We start from the raw sequence: 25,765 nt of genomic DNA on the forward strand, positions 1-25,765 counted from the left end.
GCCAGCGTGTAGGTACAATGTCACATTGCTTCGGGCGTCAGGGTGTACGTACGGCTCGTGCTGTAGAAGTCCAGGGCGGCCCTGCCCTGCTCCCTCGGGCCGTGGCTGGATGCCCCGGTCCCACCGAAGGGCAGATGGAAGTCGACCCCGGTGGACGGCGCGTTGACGCGGATCATGCCGGTGCCCAGACGGTCGAGCCCGTGCAGCACCGCGTCGAGGCCGGCCGTGTGGACCGAGGTGACCAGGCCGTAGCGGCTGGAGTCGGTGATCCGTACGGCGTGCGTCAGGTCGTCCGCGGGCAGCAGGGCCGCGATCGGGCCGAAGACCTCCTCACGCAGCAGCCGGTGGTCCGGGGGGACCTTTTCCACCAGGGTGGGTGCCGCGTACCAGCCGTGTTCCCCGGCAGCGGAGCCGCCGGCGAGAACGGACAGGCCGCGGGAGGCTTCCTCCACCCGGTCGCGGGCCTGCTCGCCGATGAGCGGTCCGCACACCGTGGCCGGGTCGGCCGGGTCGCCCACCCGAAGCGTGCGCAGTGCCTCCGTGAGGGCTTCGCGCAGCGGGTCCAGGGCGGCACCGACGGCGATCACACGGCTGGTGGCGGTGCACTTCTGCCCGGCGTAGCCGGCGATCGCCGAGGCGATGTGCGCGGCGGCCTGTTTGATGTCGGCGTCCGGGAGGACGATCGCCGCGTTGAGCCCGCCCATCTCGGCCTGGACCGGGACGCCCAGGGCCACGGCGGCCCCGACGACCGCGTTACCCACTGCGGTGGAGCCCGTGAAGGAGACCACGTCGGCGGCGGCGATGACGGCCCGGCCTGCCACGGCACCGCCGGGGACCACGGTGAACACCCCGGCGGGCAGAGCCTCGCCGAGGATCTCGGCGAGGCGCAGGGCACATGCGGTGGCCTCCGGTGCCGGCTTCAGGACGACCGAGTTGCCCGTCGCCAGTGCCGGTGCAGCCTTCCAACCGGGGATGGCGAAGGGGAAGTTCCACGGTGTGATCAGCCCCGCGACGCCGTGCGGGCGGCGCCGGGTCAGCAACAGGCCCGGTCCGTGCGCCGTTTCATGGACGGCGCCGGTGGGCTCGAAGGGGGCCTGGGCGTAGTAGCGCCAGATCGCGGCCGTGCGCGCCACCTCGGCCCGTGCCTCGGTGAGCGGCTTGCCCACTTCGCGTACGGCGAGTGCCGAGAGCTCTTCGGCGGCGGCCTCGATGGCCTCGGCGACGGTGGTGAGGGCCGCCGAGCGGGCGGCCGCACCGCCGGTGAGCCAGTCGGCCTGGGCGGCGCGGGCCACCTCCACTGCCTCGGCCGTGGAGGTGGCGCCGGCGGCGGGGAGCCGTACCACGATGTCGGAGGGGTCGGCCGGATTTCGGGAGACGACGGAAGGGGACTCGTTCACAGGAGCCACAGGAGTCACAGGAGTCACAGGAGAAAACCTCCGGGAAAGGGTCGTCCGGGTCGAGGAGGTCGGAGTTGCCCTGAGCGCGTCCTGCCTCCCCATAACACTTGCGTCACGTGTGACATTGCATATGGGACCTGTGCCGCCCCGACCTCTGCCGGAATGCCCTCGTCGCTCCTTACCATCCGCGCCATGGATCTGGAGGTACGGCACTTGCGCGTGATCTGCGCGATCGCGGAGGCCGGAAGTCTGACCCGGGCCGCCGCGTCGTTGCGTATGACCCAACCGGGGCTGAGCGCCCAACTGCGGCGCATCGAAGTCATGCTGGGCGGACCGATCTTCGACCGCGGGCAGGCCGGCGCCGTGCCCACCGCTCTGGGCGAGCTGGTGCTGCCCCGGGCACGGGCGATCCTGCCGGGCATCGACGGCCTGCTCTCCGACACCGCCCGCGCCGCCCGCTGCGGAACCGCCCCCGGCCGCGTCCGTCTCGGTTCGGTGGGCGCGCCGCTGCTGGCCGATCTCATCGTGGCGGCAAGGGAGTTGGTCCCCGGCTCGGAGGTGACGACCCGATGCCAGTACTCGCCGTCGCCGCTGCTGGACGACCTCGGGGCGGGCCGCCTGGAGGCGGCGGTCCTCGGCGACAACCCCGGCCATGAACTCCCGCCGCGCGAGGGAGTCGTCCTGCGCCCGGTCGTCACCGAGCCCGTCTTCGCCCTGCTTCCGTCCACCCATCCGATGGCCGGCCGCGAGGAGGTGAGCCTGACGGAACTCTTCGAGGACGCGTGGGCCATGCCCCATCCGGACAGTGACCGCACCCGGGAGTACTGGGCGTCCGTCTTCTCCCGGACGGGCCGTCAGCCGCACACCCCGTACGAGGCGGAGGGCCGGCAGCTGATCGACATCGTCCGGGCGGGCCTGGCCGTCAGTCTCTGCCAGGCGACCTTCATCGAGGTGCCCGGCGTCGTGGTACGTCCTCTCGCCGGCGATCCGCTGTGGTACCGCCACGTCCTCGGCTGGCGCCGCGACGGACCGCTGGCGGCATACGGCGATGAGATCGTCCGCAGGGTGGCCGAGGGCTATCTCGCCACCTGTGCCGCCGCACCGGCCTACGCACGGTGGCGCAGGTGCCATCCGGAATCGCCCTGTCCCACCGGGTGAGCCGGTGCGGCGGCGGGCCGCCGTCACCGCTTGCCGATCGAGATCTCGTCATGGAGGGGGCTGCTGACGCCGACATCGATCCGCACACCCGTGGCGGGATCGCTGAAGGTCTGGCCCGAGTGGAACGCGGCCATGTCCAGGGCCCGGCAGCCCGGGGGCGGGGTGGCGCCCGGGTTGCCGTTCACGATCTGGACCGGGCCGTAGCCGGTCTGGGTGGAGGTGTCCACCTTGTAGATGAGCACACCGGTGGAACAGGTCTGGCTGTCGGCGCCGATGGCCCTGCGGGACTCGGCGACATAGGCGGTGGTCGCGCCCGTACGGATCACCGCGATCTTCGTTCCGCCGGGGCTTTCGACCGCCTTCAGGCGAACGGTGCGGTGTCCGGCCGAGGCGAGGCAGGCGACCTGGGGGTCGTCGATCCAGCCGAGCTTCCACCGTTCCCATCCGAGGTGCTGCGGGGAGGCGCCGGCGATGTCGCCCATGAGGTCCCAGCCGCCGACGAAGCGGTGGTAGTCGGTGCCGGTGAACGCGTAGAGATCGGGCAGACCGAAGGTGTGGCTGGTCTCGTGGTCGGCGACCTTGTAGCCCCAGTGCCACATGTCCTGCCCGAACGTCACGGCCCACTTGAGGCGCTTGCCGTCAGCGGTGATGCCCGCGGAGGTGGGGTCGTACAGGTACGTCGGCGAGAAGGTGATCGCGGAGGCGGACTTCGCAGGGACGATGTAGACCATGTCGTACCGGGAGAAGTCGGCGTACGGGTCGGCGGCTGCCACCGCCTGGCGGACGTACGCCTCGTGCTGCTCGAAGGTGATCCCGCGCTGGAAGCCGTAGCTGGTGGAGTCCTGCGGCATCCGTATCCACCGGTCCAGCGGGGTGATGTCGAGCGCGGTCCGTCCGTAGGAGTCGCGTTTCATCCACTGGGCGGCCGGGGCGAGTTGCCGGTAGTAGTCGGAGATGGGGTCCGCTGCCTGGGCGTCGGGGAAGTCGACGAACAGCATGAGCACATGCTTGGTGCCCAGGGGCTGCTGGAACTGGGTGTGGTCGGTGGTGTGGCCCTCGTCCGTCCAGCCGGTGCCGCCGGGAAGGGCGCAGTCGGTGGCCGGGGTGGTGGCATGTGTCGGTTCCGGGGCCGCGTGCGCGGTCGGGGCGGCGGTTCCGAGCGACAGGAACGCGGCCGCCGCGGCCCCGGCGGCAAGGCCTCTCAGCCTCTGTGTGGATCCGGTCATGTCCATGTGTCTCGCTTTCGGGTTGGTGCGGGAAGGTCAGGCCCGGCCGGCGGCCATGTCCATCAGGCGGGACAGCACGCCTTCACCGGACGCGGTCAGCCCGTCGTGCTCCCACTCGTTGGTGACCCAGGCGCGCAGCGCACCGACCGAGCGCGCGGTCGGCAGGGACAGCTCGGCTGGCACGTACATGTCGTCGTGGTAGATCACGGCGGCCACCGGCACCTGGTTCGCCGCCAGTCGCGGCGGGGAGTACAGCTCGGGCCAGTCGGTCCGCTCGGCCAGCAGCCGGACCGCGTCGCGGAACGGCCGCAGCCCGGCGATCTCGTCGTACATCCAGGGGTAGAACATCTCGCCGGTGAACAGCAGCGGGTCGGCGTCCTCGGCGAACTCCGGGTGGTCGGCGAGCCCGCGGGCGGCGGCCCAGTCGGTGGGCTTGCCTCCGTGCGCGAAGATGGCCTCCTGGAGCACCGCGAAGAGCGGGTTGTCGACGAGACCGGTCAGGTTCATCACCTGGTGCAGGAAGGTCGCCGAGAGTTCGCCGTCGGCGCCGAGGGCTTCGTCCAGCAGCCAGTGCAGGCGCTGGGCTCCCTCTCCCATGCCCAGCATCAGGCCGAGCGTGCGCAGCCGCCGGACGGTGAGCCGGTCCCCGTCGGGCAGCCGCACCGTTCGGCGCTCCAGCAGGCCGGTGATCCGCCGGACCAGTTCGCGGTCACCGGGGTAGCGGGCGTAGAAGGCGGTCGTCTTCTGCCCGACCCGGGGATACGTGGCCGCGTAGACGTCGTCGGCGGTGGTCTCCAGGCCGGGCAGGCCACCGGCGATGTAGCAGGCACGGAGTGCTTCGGGGGCGCGGGAGAGGTAGGTGAGGGTGAGGAAGCCGCCGTAGCTCTGGCCGAGCGTCTCCCATGGCTCACCGCCGCACAGCTGATGCCGGATCAGCTCCGCGTCGGCGACGATCGAGTCCGCGCGGAAGAGGGCGAGCCGGCCGGCCAGCTCCCGGGCATCGGAGAACCGCCCGGCCGACCGGGCCGTGACCGGGGTGCTGCGTCCGGTGCCCCGTTGGTCCAGCAGCAGCACCCGGTGGGTTGTGAGGGCGCGGGCGAGCCACCCGGTGGTGGCGTTCAGCGGCCGGGGCGACTTGCCTCCGGGTCCGCCCTGCAGATACAGCAGCCAGGGCAGTCGCTCGCCGGCGCGTGCCGGGTCGGCCAGTTCGCGGGCGAACACCTGGATCGAGGGGCCCGCGGGGTCGGCGTGGTCGAGCGGCACGGTGAAGGTGTGGTCGGTCACGGCGAGTCCGGGCAGGCGGTAGCTGCGGCTCATGGGGTCCTTTCCTCGCTGATCGACACGGACGGCGGCTGCGGCAGCGGCTCGGGGTAGTGGCAGGCGACCTCGTGGCCCGCGGTGAGCGCGCGCAGCACGGGCCGCTCGGCGGCGCAGCGGTCGGCCGCCCTCGGGCACCGGGTGCGGAAGGGACAGCCACTCGGCGGATCGAGCGGACTGGGCAGGTCGCCGCTCAGGACGATCCGCTCGCGGGCTCGTTCGGCGTCCGGGTCGGGCAGCGGTACGGCGGAGAGCAGGGCGTGCGTGTACGGGTGCGCGGCGCTGCCGTAGAGGGTGTCCCGGTCGGCCGTTTCCACGACCGTGCCCAGGTACATCACGGTGACGCGGGTGCTGATCTGGCGGACCGCGCCGAGGTCGTGCGCGATGAACACGTAGGCGAGCCCGTACTCCTGCTGCAGGTCCTTGAGCAGGTTGAGGATCTGCGCCTGCACCGACACGTCGAGCGCCGAGACGGGCTCGTCGCACACCACCAGTCTCGGCCGCAGCGCCAGCGCCCGGGCGATGCCGATGCGCTGCGCCTGGCCGCCGGAGAACTCGTGGGGGTAGCGGGCGGCGTGCTCCGGCCTGAGGCCCACCCGCTCCAGCAGCTCTTCCACCGGTTCGTCGGCGGTCATCTGCTGGTACCGGTACGGCGCCGTCAGGATCTGCCGGACGGTCTGCCGGGGGTTGAGCGAGGAGAAGGGATCCTGGAAGACCATCTGCAGGTCGCGGCGCACCGGTCGCATCGACTGCTCGTCCAGCGCGGTCAGTTCGCTGCCGGCCACGCGGATGGTGCCCGAGGTGGGCTCGATGAGCCGGGCCAGCAGCCGGGCGACGGTGGACTTGCCGCAGCCGGACTCGCCGACCAGCCCCAGCGTCTCCCCCGCGTCCACCCGCAGTGACACACCGTCGACCGCCCTGACGTGTCCGGCGAGCCGCCGGGTCAGACCGTGCCGTACGGGGAACCGCTTGACCAGGTCGCGCGCTTCGAGCAGCGGTGTGTGCACGCTGTTCACGCGGTCACCTCCGGTGCCGACAGGGTGGGCAGCCGGTCGGGCAGCGGCCCGTCGAGGCGGGGTACGCAGGCCAGCAGGCCCTTGGTGTACGTGTCGCGCGGGCGGTAGAACACCTCGCGGACCGTGCCCCGTTCGACCGCGCGCCCGCCGTACATCACGACCACCTCGTCGGCCAGCCCGGCGACCACGCCCATGTCGTGGGTGATGAGCATGATGGCGGTGCCGGACCGCTGCCGCAGTTCCCGCAGCAGATCCAGGATCTGGGCCTGCACGGTCACGTCGAGCGCGGTGGTCGGTTCGTCGGCGATGAGCAGGTCGGGCTCCAGACACAGGGCCATCGCGATCATCACGCGCTGGCGCATGCCGCCGGAGAACTCGTGCGGATATGCGCGGGCGCGCCGCTCGGGCTCGGGGATGCCGACCCGGTCGAGCATGCGCACCGCGACCCGGTGCGCCTCGCGGCGCCGGGCCCGGCGGTGTGCGGAGAAGGCTTCGGCGATCTGGAAGCCCACGGGGTAGTAGGGGTTCAGACAGGACAGCGGATCCTGGAAGATCATCGCGATGCGGTCGCCGCGCAGCCGGCGCAGTGCCCGCCGGTCCAGTCCGGTCAACCGCTGTCCGTCGAAGCGGACTTCACCGGTGATCCGGGCATCGGGCAGCAGGCCCATGACGGCCAGGCTGGTGACGGACTTGCCGCTGCCCGACTCGCCGACCACGCCGAGCACCGCCCCGGCGGCCAGGTCCAGATCGAGGCCGTCGACGGCGCGTACGCCGCCGGCGAAGTCCACGGTCAGATCACGTACGGTCAGCAGGGTCATCCCACGGCCCTCACTCTCGGGTCCAGGAGCGCGTAGACCAGGTCGACCGCGACGTTGGCGATCACGACGAAGGTCGCGGCGAACAACGTCACGCCGAGGATCACCGGCTGGTCGGCGCTGTTGATCGCGTCGGCGGCGAGCTTTCCCACACCGGGCAGACCGAAGACCGACTCGGTGATGAGGGCGCCGCCGAGGAGCGCGCCGAGGTCCATGCCGAAGATCGTCACGATGGGCATCAAGGCCGGCCGCAGCGCATGGCGGCGCAGCACGGTCGCTTCGGGCAGACCCTTGGCGCGGGCGGTGCGGACGTAGTTCTGGCCGAGGCTGTCGAGCATCTCGCCGCGGGTGATCCGTGCGTAGATCCCGGCGTAGAGCATCGCCAGGGTGATCCAGGGCATGACCATGGACTCCGCCCAGCCGACCGGATCCGCGGTGAGCGCGATCGCCTGCGGATAGGGCAGCAGACCGAGCTTGACGACGAGCAGGTACTGCAGCACCAGAGCGGTGAAGTAGACGGGCAGCGAGACACCGCCCAGCGCGGCTGTCATCGCCGCCCGGTCCCACAGGCTGCCCCGGCGCAGCGCGGAGATCACCCCGGCCGTGACACCGACGATCAGCCACAGCACCGCGGCGCCCATGGCGATGGAGATGCTCACCGGCAGCCGGTCGGTGAGCATCCGCCACACCGGCTGATCGGTCTGGAAGCTGAATCCCAGACATGGAGCGGGGCAGTGCACGGCCTGCGCGCCCGTGCCGTACGTGCGGCCCGCCGTGAAGCCGACGAGATAGTCACGGAACTGCACGAACACCGAGTGGTTCAGGCCGAGCGTGGTGCGGATCTCGGCGATGCGCTCCGGGCTGCACGCCTTGCCGCAGGCGCCCTGGGCCGGGTCGGCGGGCATCAGATAGAAGATCGCGAAGGTGGCCGCGCAGACCACCAGCAGGATCGCCGCCGTCGCGGCCAGTCTGCGCAGGACATAGAGGATCATCGTCGGCGGCTCCGGGGGTCGAGCGCGTCCCGTACCGCGTCGCCCAGCACGTTGAAGGCGAGCACGGTGACGAAGAGAAAGGCGCCTGGGACGAGGAAGTAGACGGGGTCGGCGGCGTACCACGGCACCGCCGAGGCGATCATCTGGCCCCACGAGGGGGTCGGCGGGCGTACTCCGATGCCGAGGAAGGACAGGCCCGCCTCGGTGGCGACGTAGCCGGGGATCGACATGGTCGCGACCACGAGGACCGGCCCGCTCAGGTTGGGCAGGACCTCCCGCACCAGCAGCGCGCCCCGGGAGGCGCCCAGGACCCGGGCCGCCGCCACGAACTCCCCGCGGGCGAGCACCATCGCCTGGCCGCGCACGATCCGCCCGACGTACGGCCAGCCGAAGAAGCCGAGCACGACGACCAGCAGCAGTTGCCGGTTCACGCCCGGGGCCGCGGAGATCAGCGCGATCATGAAGATCAGGGCGGGGAAGGACATCAGCAGGTCCATCAGCCTGCCGACGATCGTGTCGGTCCAACCGCCGAAGAACCCGGCGGCCAGCCCGAGCGCCGTGCCGAGCGACACCGACAGGACGGTGGCGAGCAGGGCGATCAGCAGCGAGACCCGGGCGCCGTACACGACACGGGCGAGGATGTCCCGGCCGCTGCCGGGCTCCACGCCCAGCCAGTGCCCGGCGCTGATCCCGCCTCCGGTGCCGCGCGGCAGTCCGCCGAGCGCCGGATTGACCGCGTCGGAGTGGAACTCGGTCGGGGACGTGCCGGCGACCCAGGTGATCAGCGGGGCCGCGAGGGCGATCAGCACCAGGAGGACGACCACCGTGAGAGCGACGGCGGCGGAGCGCTGTGCCAGCAGCCGGCGCAGCACAGACGTCTCTCGGGGGCCGCCGCGGCTCGCCGCGTCGGCCGGCAGGGAGGCGGGGAGCGTGGCGGTCACTTGCGCAGCCCCAGGGAGACCAGATCCAGTCGTCCGACGTAGGCGATGTGCCCGTATGCGCCGGTGACATGAGGGCCGGTCAGGACGGCCGCCTTGTCCCACAGGAACGGCACGACCGGAGCATCTGCCATGATCTGCTTGGCCAGTTGGCCGTAGGCGGTCGCGGCGGCAGCGGGGTCCTTCATCGCGGCGATCGCGTCGATGCGGGCGTTGACCTTGGCCGAGTCGTACTGGGCGTGGTCGTTGTTGCCCTCGGGGGTGATCAGCCGGCCGTCGAACACGAGCGGCAGGTAGGTGGAGGCGCCGGGCCAGTCGGGTGTCCAGCCGTCGATCACCAGGTCGTGTTCCTGGGCGGTGTTGCCCACCGTGCTGTAGAACGCGGACGAACTGATCGCGTTGATCTTCACCTTGATCCCGGCCTTGGCCAGGGACGCCTGCACCACCTCACCCTGCGTCTGACCGCCCGCGGTGGCCGGGGTGTCGAGGGTGAGGGTCAGGTCCGAGGCGTGGCCCGCCTGGGCCAGGAGCGCCTTGGCCTTGGCCGGATCGCCCTTGCCGCCGGGGCTCGGATAGGGATCGTCGGGGACGGCGCCGGGCAGCGACGGCGGCAGCAGGGTGGTGGCGAGTCGGCCGGCGATCGGGCCGCCCCGGGCGGTGCGCAGTGCGTCCTTGTCCAGCGCGTAGGCGATCGCCTGCCGTACCCGGACGTCGTCGAGGGGCTTGTGCCGGGTGTTGATGCTCAGGTACCGCGTGTTGATGGACTCGCCGACGACCAGCCTCTTGTGCACCGCGGGGTTGGCCATCACCGGCCCGACCGAGGCCGGGCCGACCGGCTCGAAGGCGACCGCGTCCGCGTCCTGTCCCTGAGCGGCGATCAGCCGCTGGTCGACGACGGCCGCGTCGAGGTTGAGATCGATCACGATCGTGTCCGGCAGGCCCTTGCGCACGGTGTCGGTGGCCGGACTCCAGTAGGTGTTGCGGACCAGTGTGAGCCGTTTCTTGGGCTCGAATGCCCCGATCTTGTACGGGCCGGAGGAGAAGGGCCTGCTGTCGTAGCGGACGCCGGTGTCCTTGTCCTGCGGAACCGGTGCGAAGATCGGCAGCGACACGGCGGAACCGAAGTCGGCCACCGGCCGGCTGAGCTTGAAGACGATCGTCCGGTCGTCGGGGGTCCCGATCGAGGCGAGCCCCTGCTTGTCCTTGTAGGGGCCCTTGTAACTCCGGGCCCCGGCAAGCCACATGCGCGCGTACGGCGGGCCTTCGGGGAGTTCCGCGGCGAACGACCGCTCGACCCCGTACTTGATGTCCCGGCTGGTGATCGGCCGTCCGTCCTCGAACTTCACCCCTGCCTTGAGCGTGAAGGTCCAGGTGCGGGCCCCGTCGCTCGGGCGGCCGGTGTCCGTCGCCAGATCCGGCACGATCTTGCCGCCGGCCGGGCCGGGTGCCGCCGCGTACGTCGTCAGCGTCCGGTAGACGAGGCGGCCCACGTCCTCGGAGGAGGTGACGTAGTTGCGGGCCGGGTCGAGGTGCTCCAGGTCGAGGCTGGAGAGCACATGAAGCGTGCCCCCCTTGCTCGCGGGCCCGCCCTGCCCCTCGCCGTCGCCGGCTCCCCCGCAGCCGGCGACGGCGACGAGTCCCAGGGCAGCGGCCATGACCATCCCCGAACGTCGTGCTCTCACGATGACTCCCTACGATGTTCCGTGGCCTCGTATGCGATGTGACATTGCACAGTGGCTTTGCGCCAAGGGTGGAGGCGGTCGGCCCCCGCAGCCAGATCCCGGATCCCCACAACATCGCGTTATGGGAATCCGCTCAGCGGCATCCGTCCCTACGGGGTCACCACTTGTAGGTCCAGACCGTGTCGGTGTACGCGTCGGAGCTGCGTACGGAGATCCTGATACGGGCGCTGCCGTCCTCGAACCACTGACCCGGTTGCCAGGTCTGCATGTCCTGCGCGGTGCAGTTCCCGGTGGGCGCGGCGGCGTCGGGGTTGGTGACCACCTGGACCGGCCCGCCGCCGGACGGCGTCGAGGTGTCGACCTTGTAGATGAGAACGCCGGTGGCGCAGGCGCCGGAGTCGTCGCCCGCGGCCTTGCGGGACTCCGCGACGTAGGCGGTGGTGCCGCCGGTCCTGATCACGGCCAGTTTGTAACCGCTGCCCCCGTATTCCACTCCGTTCAGGGTCGTGGCATACGTATCCGCCGTGGACAGGCAGGAGACCTGGGAGTCGGTGATCCAGCCGAACTTCCATGCCTCCCAGCCGAGGTACTGCGGGGCCGGGCCCGAGATCAGGCCCATGAGGTCCCAGCCGCCGACGTACCGGTTCTGATCGCCACCGAAGGCGTAGAGGTCGGGCAGGCCGAAGGTGTGACCGGTCTCGTGGTCGGCGACCTTGTAGCCCCAGGTCCACATGTCCTGGCCGAACGTCACCGCCCAGTGGACCGTCACCCAGCTCCGGGTCACGCCGTTCCACACCTGGGTCGGCCGGTCCGGGTCCTGGATGAAGGTGGGGGAATGGCCGATCGCGGTCGCGGTGCCGGTCGGCACGATGTAGAACATGTCGTACCGCGAGAGGTCGACGCCGGCGTCGGCTGCGCCGGTGAGCGCGTCCCGCACATAGGTCTGGTGCGTGGCCCAGGAGAATCCGCGCTCCCAGTCGTAGTCGGTGGAGTTCCTGGGCATGCGCACCCAGTTGCCGTACGGCGCCTGGAGGTTGAGCCACGTCCTGCCGTAGGAGGCGTTCCACATCCAGTCGGCGGCTCCCGACAGTTGGTCGTAGTACGGCGTCAGGGGCAGCGAGGTGCCGACGGCGTCGGGGAAGTCGACGTAGATCACGGCCACGTGCTTGGTGCCGTCCGGATTCTGGAACCGTGTGTAGTCGGTCGGCTGGCCCTCGTCGGTGTACCCGGTCGCCCCGGGCAGCGCGCACGCGGAGGTGCTGCCGTTGTACGCGTGAGCGGGGTGGGCAGGCACGACGACCAGGGCGAGCAGGGCGGACAGGGCGATGAGGGGCGACGCCGTGTGCGAGGGGCGTCTCGTCCCGGCTGGGAAGCGCATGGTGCCTCCGGGGATGGGTGTCCGGGTGTGGGGGCCGGTGCGTCGGATCGCCCGGTACGGCGTTGACGCAAGGAGCAGTATTCGGCCGCCTGTATTCCGCCAGGGAGAGAGCAATAGTCCATAACTCCGGCTTATGAGCCGGGTTTCGGGTGGAGCGATGTGGCGTGGGCCGCGTGACCGCCCGGGCCGTGGCACCACGCCCCACGTGATGCGGGGCCGCTGCGGATGGGAGACCGTGGGCAGGGAGGGGGACGCCGGCGTGCGGAGCCGGAGCCGGGCCTGCGGACCGCCCGTCCCCTGGCCGGACGCTGCGGGGTCCTGTCGGCACTGGCGGCAACCGACGAATCGAGGTGTCGGCCGTGGAGATCAAGGGGTCGGTCGCGGTGGTGACCGGCACGGACGGGGGGTACCGGAGTCGTCGGGGCGCGTGCGGCCCCGTGGACACCGGCGCCACGGCCGGCTGGGACCCGCCCGGGCGGGTGCCGTGAACCATGCCGGCGGACCGCATGGGAGAGGTGGAGATGGACACTGACTTCGATGTCGTCGTCCTCGGAGCAGGCCCCGGCGGATATGTGGCGGCCGTCCGCTGCGCGCAGCTGGGCCTTCGTACGGCCATCGTGGAGGGCCGTTTCTGGGGCGGCGTCTGCCTGAACATCGGCTGCATCCCGGCGAAGGCGCTGCTGCGCAACGCCGAGGTCGCGCAGTTGATCCTGCACGACGCGGAGAAGTTCGGCGTGAAGATCGGCGGGGACGTGAGCCTGGACTACCGCAGCGCCTACGAGCGGAGCCGGGTGGTGGCCGACGGCCGCGCGAAGGGCGTCGGCTATCTCATGCGCAAGAACAAGATCGCCCAGTTCGAGGGGCAGGGCACCTTCATCGACCCGCACACGATGCAGGTGCGCCTGCGCGACGGCGAGGCGACGCTCTCCTTCCGCTCCTGCGTCATCGCCACCGGCGCGACGGTGAAGCTGCTGCCCGGAACGGCACTCGGCAAGCGCGTCGTGACGTTCGAGGAGCAGATCCTCGCCGACAGCCTTCCGTCGAGCCTGATCATCGCCGGGGCCGGCGCCATCGGCGTCGAGTTCGCCTATCTCCTGCGCTCCTACGGCGTCGAGGTGACGCTGGTCGAGTTCCTCGGCCGGATCGCGCCGCTGGAGGACGAGGAGGTGTCGGCCGAGCTCACCAAGCGGTTCAGGCGGCAGGGGATCAGCGTGCTGACCTCCACCCGCGTCGAGTCCATCGAGGAGAGTGCCGACAGCGTCCGCGTCAGGGTCCGGCAGGGCGAGGGGCAACAGGTCCTGGAGGCCGAAAGGGTGCTGCAGGCCACGGGTTTCCAGCCGCGTACGGCCGGCTACGGGCTGTCCTCCGCGGGCGTACGGCTGACCGACCGCGGTGCCATCGACGTGGACGGTCACTGCCGCACCAGCCAGCCGCACATCTATGCCATCGGCGATGTCACGGCGAAGCTGATGCTGGCCCACGCGGCCGAGGCGATGGGCGTCGTCGCCGCCGAGACCATCGCCGGCGCCGAGACGATGGAACTGGACTACCGCATGATCCCCCGGGCGACGTTCTGCCGGCCCCAGATCGCCAGCTTCGGCTGGACCGAGGCCGAGGCCCGCGAGGAGGGCTTCGACGTCCGGGTGGCGAAGTTTCCCTTCACGGCCAACGCCAAGGCACACGGGTTCGGTGACACGGCCGGTTTCGTCAAGCTGGTGAGCGACGCCCGCTACGGCGAACTGCTCGGCGCCCATATGATCGGCCCGGACGTGACCGAACTGCTCCCGGAGCTGACCCTCGCCCAGAAGTGGGACCTCACGGTGACGGAGCTGGTCAGGAACGTCCACGCGCATCCCACCCTGAGCGAGGCGGTGCAGGACGCCCTCCACGGCCTCGCCGGGCACATGATCAACCTCTGAGGTGCGGCGCCTGTCTCGACAAGGGGTCGGCCTGCGGCTCAGCTCAGGGATGAAATCCTTTTCAGACGCAGGGTAGGCTGGTGCCACACACGGCTGAAAGGATGCGCACTCAAGTGGTGACGATCCATGACGTGGCGCGAGCCGCCGGGGTGTCCCCGGCGACGGTCTCGCGCGTGTTCAACGGCGGCAACGTCACGCCGGAACGGGCCCTGTCCGTCCAGCAGGCCGCCGCGGCCCTGGGCTTCGCGCCCAACCGCGTGGCCCGGTCGCTGCGCAAGCAGCGCTCCAGCGTGATCGCCCTGATCATCCCGGACATCGAGAACCCCTTCTTCACGTCGCTCGCCCGCGGGGTCGAGGACGCCGCGCAGCGCACCAGCCTCTCCGTCGTCCTGTGCAACTCCGACGAGGACCCCGACAAGGAGCGGCGCTACCTGGAGGTCGCCCTGGGCGAGCAGATGGCCGGTGTGATCGTGGCCGCGGCCTCGCAGGACGAGACGGACCTGGGGCCGCTGACCGCCCGGGGCGTGCCCGTGGTCGCCGTGGACCGCCGGCCGCACGAGGCCGAGGTGGACGCCGTGCAGGTGGACAACCAGCACGGCGGCGAGGTGGCCACCCGCCATCTGCTGCAGGCCGGTTACCGCCGGATCGCCTGCATCACCGGCCCCCGGGGCACCTCCACCGCCGAGGAGCGCCTGGCCGGGTACCGCATGGCGCTGTACTCCGTACGCGATGCCGCCCCGGCCGGCGAGGCCTACATACGGCACGCCGACTTCCGGGTCGAGGGCGGCCGGGCCGCGATGCGCGAGCTGCTGGCGCTGCCCGAGCCGCCGGACGCCGTGTTCGTCGCCAACAACCTCATGACGATCGGTGTCCTGGAGGCGCTGCGCGAAGTCGACCGCACTCCGCCCTCCGTCGGTGTGCTGTCCTTCGGCGACGTGCCGTGGGCGTCGCTCGTACGGCCGTCCCTGACCGCCGTGGAGCTGCCGTCGTACGAGCTGGGCCGTGCGGCGGCCGACCTGCTGCTGCAGCGCATCGAGGGCAAGCCGTCGGCGCTGCAGACCGTGGTGCTGCGCACCAGGCTCCAGGTACGGGAGAGCACCGCCGGGCCGTGAGGCGCCCGAGGACACGAGAGGGGGGCGCCGTACCGTCAACGGGCCGGTACGGCGCCCCTGTTCGCGGGTCCGGAGCTACTTCAGTCCCGACGTCTTGATCGACTCCACGATCTGCCGCTGGAACACGAAGAACAGGACCAGCATGGGCAGCGCCACGACCGTGGCCGCCGCCAGGGTGTAGTTCCAGTTGGAGGTGTACTGGTAGATGTAGAAGATCGCCAGTGAAGTGCCGTTCGCGGGGCCGCCGTTGGTCAGGACGAAGATCAGGTCGAGGCCGCCGGTGATGGCGGCGACCGTCGACATCAGCAGGACGAAGAAGCTGGTGGGGCGCAGCAGCGGCCAGGTGATGGTGCGGAAGGTGGTCCACGGTCCGGCGCCGTCCAGCTTCGCGGCCTCGTAGAACTCCTTGGGGATCTCCTGGAGTCCCGCCAGGAAGATGATCATGTAGTAGCCCATCATCACCCAGACCATGATGGCGATGACACAGCCGAGGGCCAGGGCGGGGCTGCCGAGCCAGGACTTGCCGTCGAAGCCGGCGGCCCGCATCACCCGGTTGACCGCGCCCGTCTGCTCGTCGAGCAGGAACTTCCACAGCACGCCGACCACCACGAGGCTGATCACGTACGGCAGGAAGAGCGCGGTGCGGTAGGCGCCGACGCCGGGCAGTTTCTGCTTCACCAGCAGGCCGAGGCCGAGGCTCACGCAGAACAGGACGGGGACGAGGATCACGACGTACTCGCCGGTGATCTTCATCGAGTCCCAGAACAGCGGGTCGTGCATCATTGTGTTCCAGCCGTTGCAGAAGAAGTCGCCGAGCGGGACCTCGACGGCCGGGGTCTCCTCGTCCTCCCAGTACATCCGCAGGAGTGTGCCCCGCCAGGCCATGTGCGGATCGGTGGTGCACCACAGGTGGCGGATGGTGCCCGGTCCCTCGATGCCGGCGAGCACCGCGGTCTCGCCCGCGGCGATGTCGATGCTCGGGGAGATCTTCCAGCCCGGCCCCAGCCTGCTCGCCGCGACCGCTCCGGTTCCCTCGGTGGCCCGGCCGCCGCCGGACTTGGCACCGGTGAAGTTCTCGGCGCTGATGGAACGGCTCACGGCACGGGTCCTGCGGGAGATGCCGTCGAGTCCAAAGGTCGTCATCGTCTTCTGTGCCCTCATGGGTGGGATGCGGGGCGGGCCCGGAACCGGGCCCGCCCCGCACCCTGTGAAATCCATTTCAGCGAAACGTAGGGCAGCCTCCAAGGGTGTAGGGGTGAGATCCAAGCGGGCACCACGAACCTCGCCACGCCCGATTTACGCGGCTTGCGTAGCTATATGTGACGGCAAGGCCCGGCCGCGCGCGGCCTCTTGACGCTGAAATCGATTTCTGCCAGCGTGCACCCCATGCCTCGCAAGTCGCGCAACGCAGTCATCGGTGTGGACATCGGCACATCGAGCAGCAAGGGCGTCCTCGTCGGCCTCGACGGTGCCCTGATCCGCTCGGCCGTGCGGGAGCACACCCCCACCAGGCCGGGCCCCGGCCGCTTCGAGATGGACGCCTCCGTGTGGTGGCAGGAGTTCTGCGCACTCACCCGCGAGCTGACCGGCCCGGACGACACCACCGTGCTCGCCGCCGGGGTCAGCGGCATGGGCCCCTGTGTCCTGCTCACCGACGAGCACGACACCCCGCTGCGCCCCGCGATCCTGTACGGCGTCGACACCCGCTCGGTCCGCCAGATCCGCCGCATCGAGGAACGGCTCGGCGCCGAGGAGATCATCCGCCGGTGCGGCTCCGCGCTCACCACCCAGGCCGCCGGGCCGAAGATCGCCTGGGTGGCCGAGGAGGAACCCGGGCTGTACGCCCGCGCCCGCCGCCTGTACATGCCCAGCTCCTGGCTGGTCCGCATGCTCACCGGCACCTATGTGCTGGACCACCACTCGGCCAGCCAGTGCACCCCGCTGTACGACACCCTCGCGGGCGAGTGGTACGACCCCTGGGCCGCCGAGGTGGCCCCCGGCATCGAGCTGCCCCCGCTGCGCTGGTCCGGCGAGGCGGCCGGCACCGTCACCGCCGAGGCCGCCGCGGCGACGGGACTGCCGCCCGGGATCCCCGTGACCACCGGCACCATCGATGCCTGGGCCGAGGCCCTCAGCGTGGGAGCGCAGCACACCGGTGACCTGATGCTCATGTATGGCACGACCATGTTTCTGATCCACACCGTGCCCAAGCCGCTCACCAGTCCCTCGCTGTGGGGCACGGTCGGCGCGCTGCCCGGCACCCGCAACCTGGCCGGCGGCATGGCCACCTCCGGGGCGGTCACCAATTGGCTGCGCGATCTGTTCGCCGACGGCGACCACGCCGAACTGACCCGTCTGGCAGCCGAGTCGGGGCCCGGGGCGGGCGGGCTGCTGATGCTCCCGTACTTCTCCGGAGAGCGCACTCCGATCATGGACCCCGACGCCCGTGGCGTGATCGCCGGCCTCACCCTCTCGCACACCCGCGGCGACCTCTACCGGGCCGCGCTGGAGGCCACCGGATTCGGGGTGCGCCACAACATCGAGGTCATCGAGGAGGCGGGCGGCGACATCCGCCGCGTGGTCGCCGTCGGCGGCGGCACCCAGGGCGCCCCGTGGACCCAGATCGTCTCCGACATCACCGGCCGGCAGCAGGAGGTGCGCAGCATCACGATCGGCGCCAGTTACGGCGGCGCGCTGCTCGCGGCGCAGCTCGTCGGGGAGGCCGGCATCGACGACTGGAACCCGGTGCGGGAGACGGTGAGGCCGCGCGGGGAGCATCGCCGGCGGTACGACGAGCTGTACGGCCTCTATCGGCGGCTGTACCGGGAGACTTCGGCGACCGTGCATGCCCTTGCCCCGCTGCAGCAGCGCTGAGCCCTTCCGAGTCCAGGCCAAGGGGCTCCGCCCCTTGAACCCCGCCAGGGGGCTCCGCCCCCTGGACCCCCGGCCTATGCCCACCCACCACCCGACTCGGCCGGCTGGAAAGGCACCGAACCCGACTCGGTCGGCTGGAAGGACGCCAGACCCTGCTCGCCCGACTCGGTCGGCCGGAAAGGCACCAGACCCCGACTCGCCCACTCGGTCAGCCGGAAGCGCGCCAGCCCGCCCCACCCGGACAGCCGGAAAGGCACCAGACCCCAACCCGCGCCACCCGGACAGCCGGAAAGGCACCAGACCCCAACCCGCCCCACCCGGACGGCCGAAAAGGCACCGGACCCCAACTCGCGCCACTCGGTCGGCCGACGGTGGCCCCCCATACGTACACCCAACGGAGATCGCATGACCGCATACACCCTGCCCGTCCCGAGCCGGCCCGCCCCCGCCGAGCCCAACACCGTCTACACCGTGGCCAGCGGTGATCTGCGGCCCGCCGCCAACCGTCACCTGCTGGCCGACCCAGGAGAAGCTGGAGAAGGACCTCGCCGTGGCGCCGACCGACCTCGGCTGGATGGTCCGCCGCGGTCACGCCTTCGACGCGGCGAAGGGACACGGGTTCATCGACAGCCAGCGCGCCGGTATCGAGGTGTTCAAGACCCTGCCGAAGGACGCGCCGCTGATCGTCGTGGAGGGCGTCTGGCAGTACAGCCACCATGTCCTGGCCGGGCTGCGCGACCACCGGGGCCCGATCCTGGTCGTCGCCAACTGGAGCGGCGAATTCCCCGGCTTGGTCGGCCTGTTGAACCTCGCCGGCAGCCTCACCAAGGCCGGGCGCGACTACTGCGTGGTGTGGAGCGCCGACTTCACCGACGACTGGGCGCGCGAGGGCCTGCGCACCTGGCTGGAGACCGGCACCCTCAGCCACGACACCAGCCATGTCCGGCCGTTGCCGCCGCTGCCCGCGGACCCCGAGACCGAACTCGGCGTGGCCCTGGCCCGGCAGCTGCGCGAGGAGAAGGCGATCATCGGCGTCTTCGACGAGGGCTGCATGGGCATGTACAACGCCATCATCGACGACGAGTTCCTCAACCCGCTCGGCATCTACAAGGAACGCCTGTCGCAGAGCGCCCTCGTCGCCGAGATGGACAAGGTCGGCGACGAGGAGGCACAGGCCGTCCGTGCCTGGCTCGACCACGCCGGTATGACCTTCCACACCGGTACCGACGAGGCCACCGAACTCACCGAGACCCAGCTGCTCAGCCAGTTCAAGATGTACATAGCCGCGCTGCGCATCGCCGACGACTTCGGTCTCGACGCGGTCGGCTTCCAGTACCAGCAGGGCTTGAAGGACACCGTCCCGGCGAGCGACCTCGCCGAGGGCCTGCTCAACAACGTCCAGCGCCCGCCCGTGTTCAGCCGTGACGGTGCCCGCGAGCTGTACGCCGGCGCGCCGCTGCCGCACTTCAACGAGGTGGACGAGGGCGTCGCCGTCGACTCCCTGGTCACGAACCGCATCTGGACGGCGATGGGCCTGGACCCGGCCACCACGCTGCACGACATCCGGTGGGGCGAGGAGTACGAGGGCCGTTTCGTGTGGGTCTTCGAGATCTCCGGCTCGGTGCCCGCCTCCCACAACGGCGGCTACGACAAGTCGTACAGCATGCGGCAGCCCCCGATGTACTTCCCGCTCGGCGGCGGCACGCTCAGCGGGGTCTCCAAGCCCGGCGAGATCGTCTGGTCGCGGGTGTTCCTGATGGACGGCCGGCTCCATGTCGACCTGGGCCGGGCCACCTCGGTCGAGCTGCCGGAGGAGGAGACCCGGCGCCGCCTCGAGGCCACCACCCCGCAGTGGCCGATCATGCACGCGGTGCTGCACGGCGTCAGCCGCGACCAGTTCATGGCCCGCCACCGCGCCAACCACCTGAACGTGGCCGACGCCCCCGACGCGGAGACGGCCGACAAGGCGCTGCGCGCCAAGGCCGCCCTCTTCGCCGAGCTGGGCGTCGAGGTCCACCTGTGCGGGGACGTGACGCTGTAACCGAGCCGGCGGGTGGCCGTGTGCCCGACGGTGCGCCCGCACGATGACTTCGCGGTGTTCCGCCCGGCTCCCCGCACGGGCGGAGCACCGCGAACCAGCACGTGAACGACTGAGCAGGCGAACCAGGAAACCCCCACGATTCCGAGGAGTTCAGCATGGCCGTCTGAGCACGTCCCGCAGCATGCCCGGGAGGCCGATGACCGCTGAGCCCTTGCTCGTCCGGGCGGGCCCCGTTCGGATGCCCCCGTGGTTCGGCCGGCGGACGGCCGGGCTACCCATGGCGCATGATCCCCTCCAAGGTCGACGAGACGCTGCCGGAGCTCGCCCCCTTCGTCCATGCCGTGCAGGCGCGGCGGCCCGATGACGGCACCTGGTGCGAGGCGTGGACGGTGCGTGACGTCCTGATCCACCAGACGGGCAACGCCGAGGAACTGGCCGGGGTGCTCCGGGCGTTCCACGCGGGCACGCCGGTGGAGACCAAGGGTTTCGAGCGTGAGACTCCCTACCGCCCGATGTCGGACGCCGAGCTCTGGGCGGCGTTCCTCAGCCGCTGTGAAGAGCTCACCGAGGTCGCCGCGGCCGCCGCGCAGGACCTGTCCCCGGACACGGAGGTGATGTGGACCGGCCGCTCGGTGACGGTCCCCTTCTTCGCGGAACACATGCGTGAGGAGCTGATCCTGCACCGCTGGGACCTGACCGGTGACGACCGGACGGCGGTGCAGGACCTCAACGAGCCGTGGATGACGGAGCACAGTGTGGTCTCGGTCGGCCGGCCCCTGCTCGAGCGAGGCCGCGCCGGTCTGGATCTGGGCTCAAAGGGGCGGGTCGAGGGCCGCCTGCGCACCCCGGGCATGGACGACATCGTGGTGAGCGCCGACGCCGACGGCGGCAGCGTCCGGCTCGCCGCCCCGAGGGCGCCGCCACGATCGAGAGCGACGCCGCCGTACGGGTCCTGCTGCGGTGGGGACGGCGCCCCGCCGACCCCGCACGCTGGCACAGTTCCGCCGGACCGGAGACACTGCGCAGGGTACGGGCCCTGCTGGGCGGCTACTGACGGCTACAGCCCGCTGACGGTCTCCTCGACGAGATCGTGACCGAGATCGAGATCGAAACGCACACCGTCGGGATTCCTCAGCCCCGCGTCGGAGTACCAGGAGGTATCCGCCTCCGGGTGGGGCCCGACCACTCCGACCCGGCCCTTGCCGTACGGAGCGACGACAGCGGCCGCGGTGCCGTTGTCGTACCTGGCGAGTACGGATGCATCGGCGCCCTTGTCCAGAACGAAGAACGGCCCGTCCTGGAAGTACATGTTACGCGGCCTGCCCTCCAGGTCACCGCCACGACCGTGTCCCGGTCGTCGCGGACCGAGGCGCGCGGCGAGGTGATGTACTCGTCGGTGTCGCCGGGCAGCAGGCCGAAGCCCGGGTCTCTGCCGGCCAGATAGCCTCCCATGCAGAATCCGAGGTAACGGCCGCCGTCCCGGGTCCAGTCACGGCACGGTTCCTCGGTGCCGGTCACCCGGACACCTCCGTCGGGCCGGGGGTCACGATGACGCGCATGATCTCGTCGGTTCCTTCCGGGGTCTGGTGGCCGGGGGTCTCGGACGGCCCTCGGGGTCAGCGGGATTCCGCGCGGCGCCGCGGCGGAGTGAAGGCGTACAGGTCGAGGATGTCCGGCAGCGGAGCCACGCCGGGGCCGCCGGCGTGCACCCAGGTGACGATGTCCTCGGTCGCGTCCCGGTCGTTGACGAGCCCGAGCCAGACCGGCCGTGCACCGGCGGCCCGGCCCGCGGCGGACGGCTGTACGACGATGACGTTGGCCTGATCGCACACGTCGAGGCAGTCGGAGATGCGCACCGGCACCTCGGCCCGCAGACGCGCGGTCTGCGCCGCGTGATCGACCCCGGTCACCTTGGGGCTGCCGCAGCAGCAGTCCCGGCACACCACGACCCGGCACGGCACCGGGCGGTTCCCCGCCACGGCTTTGCCCGTTGCCCCGTCCGCCGGCCTCTCGGGCACGCCGCACCACTCCCCTCCCGGGGAGATCCGCCCCGGTGTTCGTCGAGGAGGCGACCGCGTGAGTCTCCTGGCTCCCGGGTGCTCGCTCGCCCCGCCTTCCCACCCCGGTCGGGGCGGTGGCCTGCCGGACTCGCTCACCGGTCACAGTGGCGGGACCGCGCCGGATTCACACCGGCTTCCTCGGACCGCCGTCGCCTTATGTCGACGGTCATCATGCCATCAGCGGTCGGGGCACCGCGTGTGCCCTCACCGACCGTCGGCTCCGACGCCCTCGACCTAGCCCGCTCCGGTCGTGTCGACCCCGCCCGTGTCGTCTCCCACGTCCTCGGCTGGGGGCAACTCCCCGACGCCCTGCCCGAGAAACACCTCAAACCCGTCTTCGTCCGGGCCGACGGCTGAGGCATGTCATCGACTCGCGGGGCGACCCACCACCTGACCGTCGCTTGCCGGCACCGGCCTCCCAGCGAAGCCGCATCCGCCTGCCGGGCTACCGCTGCTCGCTGCCGGCACGGTGCGGGCCGAAACGCGCGGTGGGGCGTATTCGGGGGATCAGGGCCGGGACTTCGGCGCGGTAGGCGTCGTAGGCGGCGCCGAACTGGCCGGCCATCAGACCGTCCTCGATCCGGACCCGTCGCAGCAGCCAGGGCACGGCCACCGCCAGGACAGCTGTCCAGACGCCGAAGCCGCAGGCCAGCATGGCGCCGACGGTCAAGCCGAGCAAGCCGGTGTAGATGGGGTGGCGGACCAGCCGGTAGGGACCCTCCGTGCGGAGCTCATGGTGTTCCTGGACCGTCGGGACGCTGGCCCACATCGTGCCCAGAACCCAGCGGGCCCACAGCAGCAGGGCGGTCGAGGCCATGGCGAGCAGGACACCCGGGACCGCCAGCTCGGGCCGCCAGTACTGCAGGTGACGCCAGAAGCCCCGGAAGTGCCCGAGCAGGGCGGACAGCACATAGACGCCGGCGATCAGCAGCAGCCGGCGCGGCAGCGTGCGCCGCAGTCCGCGCAGCCAGCCGCGCGCGCCTCTGTGGCTCTTCACGCCGAAGTAGACGGCGCCCGCGATCCAGGCCGCGAGAAAGATCACCACGCAGACGGAGGTGATCAGGACGAGTGCCGAGTGCAGAGAACCCATGCCTCAAGGGTGCTCGCGCACACAGCGGATCACCACCACCCACAGGTCGATGGAGGGCTCTCCACCTGCCTCCATCCGTGGATGGAGGAACCGCCTGCTCCACGGGCGGAGGGGCGGGCGGCTCGGCCCACCGCGCTGCCCGACCCCGCAAAGTCCCCTCGGAACAGGGCAGTTCGGGCGTGTCCCGGGTGCGGCGCTGCTAGCCTGCGCGCAGGGTGCTCGGGCGGGACAGGGGAGGAGCTGAACGCCGTGGTCCATACGTTCGCCGTGTACCGGGACGCGATGCGCGAGGCATGGGGCGACTGGTGGCTGGCCTGGCCCCTGCTCCAGAAGGTCGCCGTGGGGGACGTCCTGCACGACTCCCGCGGATCCGTCCGCGCGGCCGGGACGCTGACCGAGCGGCGGATCGCGTTCGACGAGACGGCGCCCGCTGCCCGCGGGGCGTTCGTGCACGACGCCGCAGGCGGGATCGACATCCGCTTCAAGGCGTCCGGCGCCCCGGACCCGCTGTTCTCCGCCCTCGTCGACGTGGACGCGGGGGTGCTGCTGCGCTTCGCCCGGCAGCGGGCCGCGCTGGTGGCGTACCGGGGCCTGACCGGGAGCGGCATGGCGGACACCCGTGCCCTGGCCGGCGCGCTGGTCCGCCGCTACTGGGAGGGCCGGTGGGACGCCGGTCTGCTCGCCGTGACCGAGGTGGTCCGGGCCGAGGGTGCCGCCGTGCTGGTGGCCGCCGAGGCGGGCGCCTCCGCCGAGCTGCGCCTTTCCACTGCCGTGGGCGCCGGGCCCCTGCAACTGCTCGACCTGGCGGGCTCGGCACAGCTCGCGGGCAGCCGTCACCTGGGCTTCCAGTGGATCGGCGAGTCCGTCACCCCGCTCTTCCGGGTCGTACGGCTGCGCGGCACCTGGCTCGGCGGGGTGCGCGAGGAGTACGGGCCCGTGCAGCCGGGCCGCGGGCTGGACTCCGAGCCGGTGCCACCGCTGCTGCTGGAGCAGGCCGCCGACGACCCGTCGGCCGTGCTCGAAGCCCCGCCGCAGCCGGTCGCGGAGCCCGCGCCGGACGCGGAGCACACGCCCGAGCCGGGGCACGCGCTGGAATCTGAGCACGCGCCCGAGCCGAAGCACGCACCGAAAGCCTGGCGCACGCCGCAACCCCAGCGCTCGCCCAAGCCGAAGCCTGCGCCCCAGCCGAAGCACGCACCGGAACCCTGGCACGCACCGGAACCCCAGCGCTCGCCCAAGCCGAAGCCCGAGCCCGAGCCGGAGCACGCACCGAAAGCCCGCCGCACGCCGAAACCCCCGCGCTCGCCCAAGCCGGAGCCTGCGCCCCAGCCGAAGCCGGGACCGAAGCCTGCGCCCGAACCGAAGCCGGGACCGAAGCCTGCGCCGGGGCCGGAGGTCGCGGTCAAGCCGGGACGGGACGCGTCCTGACGGCCCCGGCCCCGGCCCCGCTGCCCGCCCGGCGTGCCGCCGCGCGTGAGCACGTGGTCGCCGGGCTGGAGGAGGAGCTGCGCCGGTGGCGGGAGGACAGCCGCGCCGGCGGGCCGCTGGAGAAGCACCGCAGCCAGCTGGACGCCGTGCTCGCGCTGCTCGGGGCGGGCGTGGCCGACGTACGGGCCCGGCTCGCGGACGGGCGCGGCGACGAGGTACCCGGCCGGGTCCTGGACCTGCACCACGTGTGGGACTTCTACCGCACCCGGTTCCTGCTGCGCCGCGTCCGTGACTACCGCCGCTTCCTGGACGCCGCCGACGAGTTGGCGTGGGAGTGCTACGGCCCCGTGCTGAGGCTCGCCGGGGGCCGTCCCAAGGAACCCCCGCTGGTCGGCTTCAGCCGGGCGGCCTCGCCGCGCGCCCATCGCCGGGGCAGCGCCTACCACGATCTGCTGCCCCGCGGCGGCATCCACACCCGCGAGGGCCGTGAGGCCGCCGCCCGGCTGCCGTTCCCGGTCATCGACGTGCCCTGGTCCTTCGGCTCCCATCTGCCCGCCCTGCTGACGGTGGCGCACGAGGCCGCGCACCACATCGACGACGACTGCGGGCTCGGCGCGGAGATCCGCCGGCGCATCGGGGCGGCCGGTCTGCCCCCGGACCGGGCGGCCCACTGGGAGCGCTGGGCGGGCGAGGCGTTCGCCGACGTGTGCGCCGCCGTGCTGTGCGGGCCCGCCTACGCCGCCGTACTCGCGGAGCTGCTCGGCCCCGGGGACGACGTAGACGAACGCGATGACGTGGACGAACGGGACTTCGACGGCCCGCATCCGCCGCCCGCGGCCCGGCTGCGGCTGGCCGGCGCCGCCGCCCGGCTGTCCGGACACCCGGGCGCGCCCGACGGCACCGGCGACGGCCACGAGGCGGGTGTGGTGGCCGCCGCGCTGGTCGCGGGCGGCTGGTCCGGGCTGGACGGGCTGTCGCTGACGGAACTGTTCGGTGCCGGCCGCCCCGACGTGCCGGCCGGGGCACGGCGGCTGCTGGCCGGCGGTCCCTCCCGGTGCCCGTCGGCGGCCGGGGTGCTGGCCGCCGCCGCCCTCGCCTTCCAGTGCGACCCGGCCACGTACGACCGGCAGGCCGTCGGGGACCGGGCCGTGGCCGAGGTGCTGCGCCTGCGGTCCGCCGGCACCCGGGCCGTGTCGTCCCCGGATCCGTCGGCCGCCGCCCGCCGTCGCGCGCACACGGAGGCCGGGCGCGCCGTGCTGACCGCGCTGGACGCCACGAAGGATCCAACTCACGGTGTTTCCGGGTGAGTTGAGCAGGCCGGA

At 71.7% G+C, this 25,765-nt stretch carries 21 protein-coding genes, 1 pseudogene and 1 riboswitch; of the genes and pseudogenes, 9 read left to right on the forward strand and 13 right to left on the reverse strand.

The genetic code is table 11. The features are described from left to right. Window positions 1-20: 20 nt before the first annotated feature. Window positions 21-1,397, reverse strand: coding sequence for an aldehyde dehydrogenase family protein (locus BFF78_RS05540; protein ID WP_227025721.1), 1,377 nt, complete (start codon window positions 1,395-1,397; stop codon window positions 21-23). A gap of 192 nt (window positions 1,398-1,589) precedes the next feature. Between BFF78_RS05540 and BFF78_RS05545 the strand changes: the two genes are divergently transcribed. Then, window positions 1,590-2,555 carry a LysR family transcriptional regulator gene (locus BFF78_RS05545; protein ID WP_069777234.1) on the forward strand — a complete coding sequence of 322 codons (966 nt, stop codon included), beginning with the start codon at window positions 1,590-1,592 and terminating at the stop codon, window positions 2,553-2,555. 23 nt (window positions 2,556-2,578) lie between these two features. Here BFF78_RS05545 and BFF78_RS05550 read toward each other — a convergent pair whose 3' ends face one another. The 8 genes from BFF78_RS05550 to BFF78_RS05585 all read right to left on the reverse strand — a co-directional run bounded on the left by BFF78_RS05550 (window position 2,579) and on the right by BFF78_RS05585 (window position 11,919). Further along, the gene (locus tag BFF78_RS05550) at window positions 2,579-3,781 is read right to left on the reverse strand and encodes a M6 family metalloprotease domain-containing protein (protein WP_069783402.1); all 1,203 of its coding nucleotides are present in this window, start codon (window positions 3,779-3,781) and stop codon (window positions 2,579-2,581) included. 36 nt (window positions 3,782-3,817) lie between these two features. Continuing rightward, window positions 3,818-5,098 (reverse strand): alpha/beta fold hydrolase, encoded by a 1,281-nt coding sequence (locus BFF78_RS05555; protein ID WP_069777235.1) that lies wholly within the window; start codon window positions 5,096-5,098, stop codon window positions 3,818-3,820. Next, window positions 5,095-6,114 carry an ABC transporter ATP-binding protein gene (locus tag BFF78_RS05560; RefSeq protein ID WP_069777236.1) on the reverse strand — a complete coding sequence of 340 codons (1,020 nt, stop codon included), beginning with the start codon at window positions 6,112-6,114 and terminating at the stop codon, window positions 5,095-5,097. The genes BFF78_RS05555 and BFF78_RS05560 overlap by 4 nt, the downstream gene beginning before the upstream one ends. Further along, window positions 6,111-6,932, reverse strand: a complete 822-nt coding sequence (locus BFF78_RS05565; protein ID WP_069777237.1) for an ABC transporter ATP-binding protein — start codon at window positions 6,930-6,932, stop codon at window positions 6,111-6,113. Before BFF78_RS05565 ends, BFF78_RS05560 begins: the two co-directional genes overlap by 4 nt. Continuing rightward, entirely contained in the window at window positions 6,929-7,921 is a 993-nt protein-coding gene (locus BFF78_RS05570) for an ABC transporter permease (RefSeq protein WP_069777238.1), read from the reverse strand. The genes BFF78_RS05565 and BFF78_RS05570 overlap by 4 nt, the downstream gene beginning before the upstream one ends. Then, the gene (locus BFF78_RS05575; protein ID WP_069777239.1) at window positions 7,918-8,862 is read right to left on the reverse strand and encodes an ABC transporter permease; all 945 of its coding nucleotides are present in this window, start codon (window positions 8,860-8,862) and stop codon (window positions 7,918-7,920) included. The genes BFF78_RS05570 and BFF78_RS05575 overlap by 4 nt, the downstream gene beginning before the upstream one ends. Continuing rightward, the gene (locus BFF78_RS05580) at window positions 8,859-10,541 is read right to left on the reverse strand and encodes an ABC transporter substrate-binding protein (RefSeq protein ID WP_159032948.1); all 1,683 of its coding nucleotides are present in this window, start codon (window positions 10,539-10,541) and stop codon (window positions 8,859-8,861) included. Before BFF78_RS05580 ends, BFF78_RS05575 begins: the two co-directional genes overlap by 4 nt. Window positions 10,542-10,698: 157 nt before the next feature. Then, complete coding sequence (locus BFF78_RS05585) at window positions 10,699-11,919, reverse strand: M6 family metalloprotease domain-containing protein (protein WP_069777241.1); 1,221 nt, start codon at window positions 11,917-11,919, stop codon at window positions 10,699-10,701. A 521-nt stretch (window positions 11,920-12,440) separates the two neighbouring features. Between BFF78_RS05585 and lpdA the strand changes: the two genes are divergently transcribed. Beyond that, the gene (lpdA, locus tag BFF78_RS05590; protein ID WP_069783403.1) at window positions 12,441-13,838 is read left to right on the forward strand and encodes a dihydrolipoyl dehydrogenase; all 1,398 of its coding nucleotides are present in this window, start codon (window positions 12,441-12,443) and stop codon (window positions 13,836-13,838) included. Between the two features lie 113 nt (window positions 13,839-13,951). Then, entirely contained in the window at window positions 13,952-14,950 is a 999-nt protein-coding gene (locus tag BFF78_RS05595) for a LacI family DNA-binding transcriptional regulator (RefSeq protein WP_069777242.1), read from the forward strand. 75 nt (window positions 14,951-15,025) lie between these two features. On the opposite strand, the gene BFF78_RS05600 is transcribed toward BFF78_RS05595, so the two are convergent. Beyond that, window positions 15,026-16,093 carry a carbohydrate ABC transporter permease gene (locus BFF78_RS05600; protein ID WP_079161159.1) on the reverse strand — a complete coding sequence of 356 codons (1,068 nt, stop codon included), beginning with the start codon at window positions 16,091-16,093 and terminating at the stop codon, window positions 15,026-15,028. A 243-nt stretch (window positions 16,094-16,336) separates the two neighbouring features. Between BFF78_RS05600 and BFF78_RS05605 the strand changes: the two genes are divergently transcribed. The 3 genes from BFF78_RS05605 (at window position 16,337) to BFF78_RS05615 (ending at window position 20,959) form a co-directional block, all read left to right on the forward strand. After that, window positions 16,337-17,824, forward strand: a complete 1,488-nt coding sequence (locus BFF78_RS05605; RefSeq protein ID WP_069777243.1) for an FGGY-family carbohydrate kinase — start codon at window positions 16,337-16,339, stop codon at window positions 17,822-17,824. Window positions 17,825-18,305: 481 nt separating this feature from the next. Continuing rightward, window positions 18,306-19,865, forward strand: a complete 1,560-nt coding sequence (locus BFF78_RS05610; RefSeq protein WP_227025722.1) for a fucose isomerase — start codon at window positions 18,306-18,308, stop codon at window positions 19,863-19,865. Between the two features lie 284 nt (window positions 19,866-20,149). Then, complete coding sequence (locus BFF78_RS05615; protein ID WP_227025723.1) at window positions 20,150-20,959, forward strand: maleylpyruvate isomerase N-terminal domain-containing protein; 810 nt, start codon at window positions 20,150-20,152, stop codon at window positions 20,957-20,959. On the opposite strand, the gene BFF78_RS47905 is transcribed toward BFF78_RS05615, so the two are convergent. Continuing rightward, a complete protein-coding gene (locus BFF78_RS47905) occupies window positions 20,923-21,174 on the reverse strand; it encodes a hypothetical protein (protein ID WP_069777244.1) in 252 nt (83 codons plus the stop codon). The genes BFF78_RS05615 and BFF78_RS47905 overlap by 37 nt on opposite strands. A 307-nt stretch (window positions 21,175-21,481) precedes the next feature. Further along, window positions 21,482-21,883: a (2Fe-2S) ferredoxin domain-containing protein gene (locus BFF78_RS05625; protein ID WP_227025724.1), complete on the reverse strand. Its 402-nt coding sequence runs from the start codon at window positions 21,881-21,883 to the stop codon at window positions 21,482-21,484. Window positions 21,884-21,944: 61 nt separating this feature from the next. Next, a riboswitch (cobalamin riboswitch) is annotated at window positions 21,945-22,064 on the reverse strand. 83 nt (window positions 22,065-22,147) lie between these two features. Between BFF78_RS05625 and BFF78_RS44595 the strand changes: the two are divergent. After that, window positions 22,148-22,282 (forward strand): annotated as a pseudogene (locus BFF78_RS44595) (zinc-dependent alcohol dehydrogenase); the annotation flags it as partial. 88 nt (window positions 22,283-22,370) lie between these two features. Here BFF78_RS44595 and BFF78_RS05630 read toward each other — a convergent pair. Beyond that, window positions 22,371-23,015 (reverse strand): methyltransferase family protein, encoded by a 645-nt coding sequence (locus BFF78_RS05630; RefSeq protein ID WP_069777245.1) that lies wholly within the window; start codon window positions 23,013-23,015, stop codon window positions 22,371-22,373. A 249-nt stretch (window positions 23,016-23,264) separates the two neighbouring features. Between BFF78_RS05630 and BFF78_RS05635 the strand changes: the two genes are divergently transcribed. Together BFF78_RS05635 and BFF78_RS05640 are read left to right on the forward strand one after the other, a co-directional pair. Further along, window positions 23,265-24,443, forward strand: a complete 1,179-nt coding sequence (locus tag BFF78_RS05635) for a hypothetical protein (RefSeq protein WP_069777246.1) — start codon at window positions 23,265-23,267, stop codon at window positions 24,441-24,443. A gap of 53 nt (window positions 24,444-24,496) precedes the next feature. After that, on the forward strand, window positions 24,497-25,750 hold the full coding sequence (locus BFF78_RS05640) for a hypothetical protein (protein ID WP_069777247.1): 1,254 nt from the start codon (window positions 24,497-24,499) through the stop codon (window positions 25,748-25,750). Window positions 25,751-25,765: the final 15 nt, after the last annotated feature.

It is taken from the genome of Streptomyces fodineus, from assembly GCF_001735805.1.
Lineage (GTDB): Bacteria > Actinomycetota > Actinomycetes > Streptomycetales > Streptomycetaceae > Streptomyces > Streptomyces fodineus.

Bases quoted from the DNA above. Each gene is read 5' to 3' on its own strand.
- BFF78_RS05630 (WP_069777245.1), bottom strand. From the start codon at position 23,015: ATGGGTTCTCTGCACTCGGCACTCGTCCTGATCACCTCCGTCTGCGTG.
- BFF78_RS05585 (WP_069777241.1), bottom strand. From the start codon at position 11,919: ATGCGCTTCCCAGCCGGGACGAGACGCCCCTCGCACACGGCGTCGCCC.
- BFF78_RS05570 (WP_069777238.1), bottom strand. From the start codon at position 7,921: ATGATCCTCTATGTCCTGCGCAGACTGGCCGCGACGGCGGCGATCCTG.
- BFF78_RS05555 (WP_069777235.1), bottom strand. From the start codon at position 5,098: ATGAGCCGCAGCTACCGCCTGCCCGGACTCGCCGTGACCGACCACACC.
- BFF78_RS05565 (WP_069777237.1), bottom strand. From the start codon at position 6,932: ATGACCCTGCTGACCGTACGTGATCTGACCGTGGACTTCGCCGGCGGC.
- BFF78_RS05550 (WP_069783402.1), bottom strand. From the start codon at position 3,781: ATGACCGGATCCACACAGAGGCTGAGAGGCCTTGCCGCCGGGGCCGCG.
- BFF78_RS05605 (WP_069777243.1), top strand. From the start codon at position 16,337: ATGCCTCGCAAGTCGCGCAACGCAGTCATCGGTGTGGACATCGGCACA.
- lpdA (WP_069783403.1), top strand. From the start codon at position 12,441: ATGGACACTGACTTCGATGTCGTCGTCCTCGGAGCAGGCCCCGGCGGA.
- BFF78_RS05600 (WP_079161159.1), bottom strand. From the start codon at position 16,093: ATGACGACCTTTGGACTCGACGGCATCTCCCGCAGGACCCGTGCCGTG.
- BFF78_RS47905 (WP_069777244.1), bottom strand. From the start codon at position 21,174: ATGTACTTCCAGGACGGGCCGTTCTTCGTTCTGGACAAGGGCGCCGAT.
- BFF78_RS05615 (WP_227025723.1), top strand. From the start codon at position 20,150: ATGATCCCCTCCAAGGTCGACGAGACGCTGCCGGAGCTCGCCCCCTTC.
- BFF78_RS05545 (WP_069777234.1), top strand. From the start codon at position 1,590: ATGGATCTGGAGGTACGGCACTTGCGCGTGATCTGCGCGATCGCGGAG.